Annotated in this window: 4 protein-coding genes and 1 tRNA gene; 4 read left to right on the top strand and 1 reads right to left on the bottom strand. The window is 59.6% G+C overall.

The features are described 5' to 3' along the window. Positions 1–276: 276 nt before the first annotated feature. Positions 277–480 carry a CPXCG motif-containing cysteine-rich protein gene (locus LD28_RS0111985; protein WP_033137198.1) on the top strand — a complete coding sequence of 68 codons (204 nt, stop codon included), beginning with the start codon at positions 277–279 and terminating at the stop codon, positions 478–480. 276 nt (positions 481–756) lie between these two features. Here the strand turns inward: LD28_RS0111985 and LD28_RS0111980 are convergent, their stop codons facing one another. Then, a complete protein-coding gene (locus tag LD28_RS0111980) occupies positions 757–1,374 on the bottom strand; it encodes a riboflavin synthase (RefSeq protein WP_033137197.1) in 618 nt (205 codons plus the stop codon). A gap of 133 nt (positions 1,375–1,507) precedes the next feature. Here LD28_RS0111980 and LD28_RS0111975 point away from each other — a divergent pair, with 133 nt between their 5' ends. The 3 genes from LD28_RS0111975 to LD28_RS0111965 all read left to right on the top strand — a co-directional run bounded on the left by LD28_RS0111975 (position 1,508) and on the right by LD28_RS0111965 (position 3,479). Next, positions 1,508–1,714: a YaeP family protein gene (locus LD28_RS0111975; RefSeq protein ID WP_005345813.1), complete on the top strand. Its 207-nt coding sequence runs from the start codon at positions 1,508–1,510 to the stop codon at positions 1,712–1,714. A 149-nt stretch (positions 1,715–1,863) separates the two neighbouring features. Further along, positions 1,864–3,243: an MATE family efflux transporter gene (locus LD28_RS0111970; RefSeq protein ID WP_033137196.1), complete on the top strand. Its 1,380-nt coding sequence runs from the start codon at positions 1,864–1,866 to the stop codon at positions 3,241–3,243. A 159-nt stretch (positions 3,244–3,402) separates the two neighbouring features. After that, positions 3,403–3,479 (top strand) — tRNA-Val (locus LD28_RS0111965). Positions 3,480–3,484 lie beyond the last annotated feature (5 nt).

Here is a 3,484-nt window from a genome sequence, read left to right as displayed (position 1 = left end):
CCCTCAGACGGCTAAATGACCTTTCCTGCCAGTAAAAACCGCCGTTCAGCCCCTTTCATTGCCAACCAGCAGTTGGCAATAACACCTAAAAATCGCCGATTGCAAACCAGCATTCAGACCATTTTTGCCCCTGCAGCCCCTGCAGATCCCCATTTCCGATCCGGGTTTGATCCCTGTCATGCCACCTTCATAAACGTGCGCTTGCTCGCGGTTAGCCCGCGCCAGCGCAGCTAGAATCAAGGGAGATAGGCGGCCCCAGGGCCCGAGGAGGTTATCATGATCGAGTACACCAGCAAGCGCATCGTCTGCCCCCACTGCGGGCACCATACCCGGGTCGAGCTGGATGCTAGCCAAGGTGATCAGGAGTTCTACGAAGATTGCATGGCCTGTTGCAATCCGATCCACCTGCGGCTTCACCGCGACGAAGCCCGCGACCGCCTGCAACTCTTTGTGGATGCCGACAACGAACAGATGTTTTGACTGTGAGTCACAAAAGGCCGAGCAGATGTTGTGGCTGCAAGTCACAACAGGCCAAGCAGATATTGTGGCTGCGAGTCACAACAGGCCGAGCAGATGTTGTGACTGCAAGTCACAAAAGGCCGAGCAGATGTTGTGACTGCAAGTCACAACAGGCCGAGCAGATGTTGTGGCTGCAAGGCACAGAAAACCGAGCAATGTTTTCACCACGTAAATAACAAGGGCCTGCACATAGCAGGCCCTTGCTTATGGAGCGCTTGAAACCGCACCGTTTGCCCTTCACTTACCCCCGCGCGCCGCCAGCACCCGCTCCACGGTATCGACGATGGCCTGGGTCTGGGGATCGATCTCGATATTGGTCTGCCAGCCAGCCTTGACCCAACCCAGATTGGTACGGGCCAGGGTCTCGGGGATCAGGTGCACGCAAAACGCCTGCTCGCGCACCTCACCGATGGTCAGGCTGATGCCATCGATACCGATGTACCCCTTGGTCAGCACATATTTCATCAGCTCGGGGGCGAGGCGATACCACACCTGACGGTTGTTGGGGGTGTCGATCACCGAGGTGACCTCTGCCATGCCGATGATATGGCCAGACATGGCGTGGCCGCCGATCTCGTCGCCAAAGCGGGCAGCCCGCTCCACATTGACCTTGTCACCCAGCTGCAACAGGCCGAGGTTGGTGAGGCGCAGGGTCTCCTGCATCAGATCGAAGCTGACCAGCTCCCCCTCGACCCGGGTCACGGTGAGACAGCAGCCGTTGTGGGCCACCGAGGCACCGAGGGCCAGCCCTTCGCCCCACTCTCGGCTGGGCATACGGATCACATGGGTACGGAAGTTGGATTGCTCCTCGATGGCCACCAGTTCGGCGGTCCCCTGCACTATGCCAGTGAACATCTCTCGTCTCCTGCTACGGCAAAAAGGGCAGGTTAACCTCGGGCAGAGGGTGAGACAAGGGTACAGGCTGACAAGCTTGCGCCCGATCGCTATAGTGACGCCGTTCACATCCGGGTAAACAAGGAAAAAAGAAATGCAGGTATATCAATGCTGTGAAGCTATTCGCATCGCCTATAACCAGATTGGCTCCGGCGAGCAGGGCTATGTGCCAAACGCCATCGCCGCCACCATCCGCGCCCTCAACGCCGTCGCCGCCGATGAGCGCGTGCCTGCCGAACTGCGCGAACAGGCTGCCTATGCTGCCGCCAACCTGCTGATCAGCGATCACGAAGACGCCTGATCCTGCCCCTCGGGGCGGCAACTATTTCGTCCTGGATGAATTTCAGGCTAGAATGCCTCCCCCACCCTTTGCACTTTCGTCCGAAAGTGCAAAGGCTCTTCCCGATTTCCGCTCTTTTTTACTCTTATCTGATCCACTCGGAGGTGTCAGTGCAACGTTATTGGTCCGAGGCGAGACAGCTCGTTCGTTTAGCCAGCCCCATTCTGGTCGCCCAAGTGGCCCAGGTCGCCATGAACTTCGTCGATACCGTGATGGCGGGACAGGTGAGTGCAGTCGATCTGGCTGCCGTGTCGGTGGCGTCCAGCTTCTGGCTACCAGTGATCCTGCTGGTGCAGGGGATCATCATGGCGCTGACCCCCATCGTCTCCCAGCTCAATGGTGCCCGTAAACGGGAGGCTATCCGCCCGGCCGTTCATCAAGGCTTCTGGCTGGCGCTGATCGTCACCCCGCTGGCGATGATCGCCCTTTATTACAGCCCGCTGGCGTTGCAGTTCATGGATGTAGAGCCGGTGATGGCGGCCAAGACCACTGGCTATCTGCACGCCATCCTGTGGGGTCTGCCCGCGTTCGTGCTGTTCCAGGTGCTGCGCAACTTCAGTGAGGGGCTCTCCCACACCATGCCCACCATGGTGATCGGCTTTGTCGGGCTGGCGGTCAATATTCCCGCCAACTACATCTTCATTCACGGCCACTTCGGCATGCCGAAACTGGGCGGGGTGGGTTGTGGCGTGGCCACTGCCATCGTGCTGTGGGCCATGCTGCTGGCGATGATCCTCTATGTGAAGCTCTCCCGTCACTTCACCGAGATCCGCCTCTTCTCCCAGCTGGCCCGCCCCAACGGCAGCCGGATCTGGCGACTGTTTCGCCTGGGGTTCCCCATCGCCATGGCCATCTTCTGCGAGGTGACCCTGTTTACCGTGGTGGCACTGATGCTGGCCCCCTTCGGCGCCGAAACGGTGGCGAGCCACCAGATTGCGCTCAACTTCTCCAGCCTGGTCTTTATGCTGCCCCTCTCCATCGGGGTGGGTGTCACCATCCGGGTCGGTCACAGCATCGGTGAAGGGCAACCCCATCACGCCCGGGTGGCGGCTCGCACCGGTTTGATGCTGGGGATGGCCATCGCCGCCGGCACTGCCGCTCTGACGGTGCTGCTGCGCGAGCAGATCGCCTTTATCTATACCGATGATCAGCAGGTGATCGCCCTGGCGGCCATCTTGCTGTTCTTCGCGGCCATCTATCAGATCTCCGACTCGGTACAGGTGGTCGCAGCCGCTGCGCTGCGCGGTTACAAGGATACCCAGGCGATCTTCTACGTCACCATCGTCGCCTACTGGGGACTGGGGCTGCCCACCGGCATGATCCTGGGTCTCACCGACTGGCTGGTACCGCGGATGGGGCCCCAGGGCTTCTGGATCGGCTTTATCGTCGGCCTCACCAGTGCTGCCCTGATGCTGGGGGCGAGATTGCGCTACATCTACGGCCGCTTCGCCACTCCGGAGGCCTGCACCTCCCTGTCGCGGGCCCAGTAACAGGGCTTGGTAAGCGACAACTCGCCTGCAAAATCAACAGGCTGCGCAAGAACTGGGCAAACAGTCTCCTTTGTGCATATGGCCTGTTGACAGCCTAGGGGGGCATGGGTAGTATGCCGACCACGTCAGCAGCGCTGGCGTAGTGAAGTAAGAGAAAGTGGGTTTATAGCTCAGTTGGTTAGAGCACTACCTTGACATGGTAGGGGTCGTTGGTTCGAATCCAATTAAACCCACCACTTCT

The sequence above is a fragment of the Aeromonas finlandensis genome (assembly GCF_000764645.1).
GTDB classification, from domain to species: Bacteria; Pseudomonadota; Gammaproteobacteria; order Enterobacterales; family Aeromonadaceae; genus Aeromonas; species Aeromonas finlandensis.
The sequence above is the reverse complement of the archived record's forward strand: the minus strand, read 5'-3'. Positions and strand labels throughout refer to the sequence as shown.

Coding starts and splice junctions, on each gene's coding strand:
- LD28_RS0111985 (WP_033137198.1), top strand. CDS start 277: ATGATCGAGTACACCAGCAAGCGCATCGTCTGCCCCCACTGCGGGCAC.
- LD28_RS0111975 (WP_005345813.1), top strand. CDS start 1,508: ATGCAGGTATATCAATGCTGTGAAGCTATTCGCATCGCCTATAACCAG.
- LD28_RS0111980 (WP_033137197.1), bottom strand. CDS start 1,374: ATGTTCACTGGCATAGTGCAGGGGACCGCCGAACTGGTGGCCATCGAG.